1 protein-coding gene is annotated in these 783 nt (G+C 55.9%); it reads left to right on the forward strand.

The window, feature by feature from the left end:
* The coding region (locus AB4Z23_RS27400; RefSeq protein WP_441361176.1) for a DUF481 domain-containing protein at window positions 1–749 on the forward strand (749 nt) is incomplete at its 5' end.
* Window positions 750–783 lie beyond the last annotated feature (34 nt).

Genomic DNA, 783 nt, shown 5'->3' on the forward strand with positions numbered 1-783 from the left:
ATAGCTCGGCCCATGCGGGAGATATGCTGCCGGTCAGTCCTCGGCTGGAAAACAGCTCCATGGAATCCGATCAATGGCATTTCAGTGCGAGCCCGTACTTCTGGGCTKCGGGAATAGATGGCAAGGTCGGCCAGGCCGGCCAGTTCGGACTTGCGCCAACCACGCTGAAATCTGATTTTAGCAGCATTCTCGACGATCTCGACTTTTCATTTATGGGCGTAGCCGAAGCGCGGTCTGACCGCTACAGCCTGTTTGGAGACGTCATGTACACAAAGATTTCTCAAGGCGGAAACACGCCCGTCGGATTCTTGAGTCAAAGTGTCGACGTCACATCTCAAACTTTCTCCGGCTTTTTCGGTGGCGGCTACAGCGTATTCGAGGATGACAAGGGCCGCCTTGACCTCGTCGCGGGTGCACGTGTCTGGTACACGAGCACCGAAATCTCTATCTCAGGCGGCCTGCTCGATGGCAAAAGCAATAGCGACAACGCTTTCTGGGTTGACGCCGTAGCGGGAATACGCGGGCAATATTTCCTCACCGACAATCTCTATCTGACAGGCTGGGCGCTTGTCGGCGGCGGCCAGGCCAAGCTTGACTGGGATGTGACCGCCGCTTTCGGTTACCGCATTCAGCAAAATCTGTCTGCGGTGGCAGGATATAGAGCACTTGGCGTTGACTACAGCCATGACGGCTTCGTTTACGATGTCGTTCAGCAAGGCCCGATCCTGGGGCTTGTCTATCATTTCTAGGCAGATTTCGGAGTGCGGTTGCGCGGGCTTGTCC

The organism is Agrobacterium sp. MCAB5, from assembly GCF_052114365.1.
Taxonomy (GTDB): domain Bacteria; phylum Pseudomonadota; class Alphaproteobacteria; order Rhizobiales; family Rhizobiaceae; genus Agrobacterium; species Agrobacterium tumefaciens.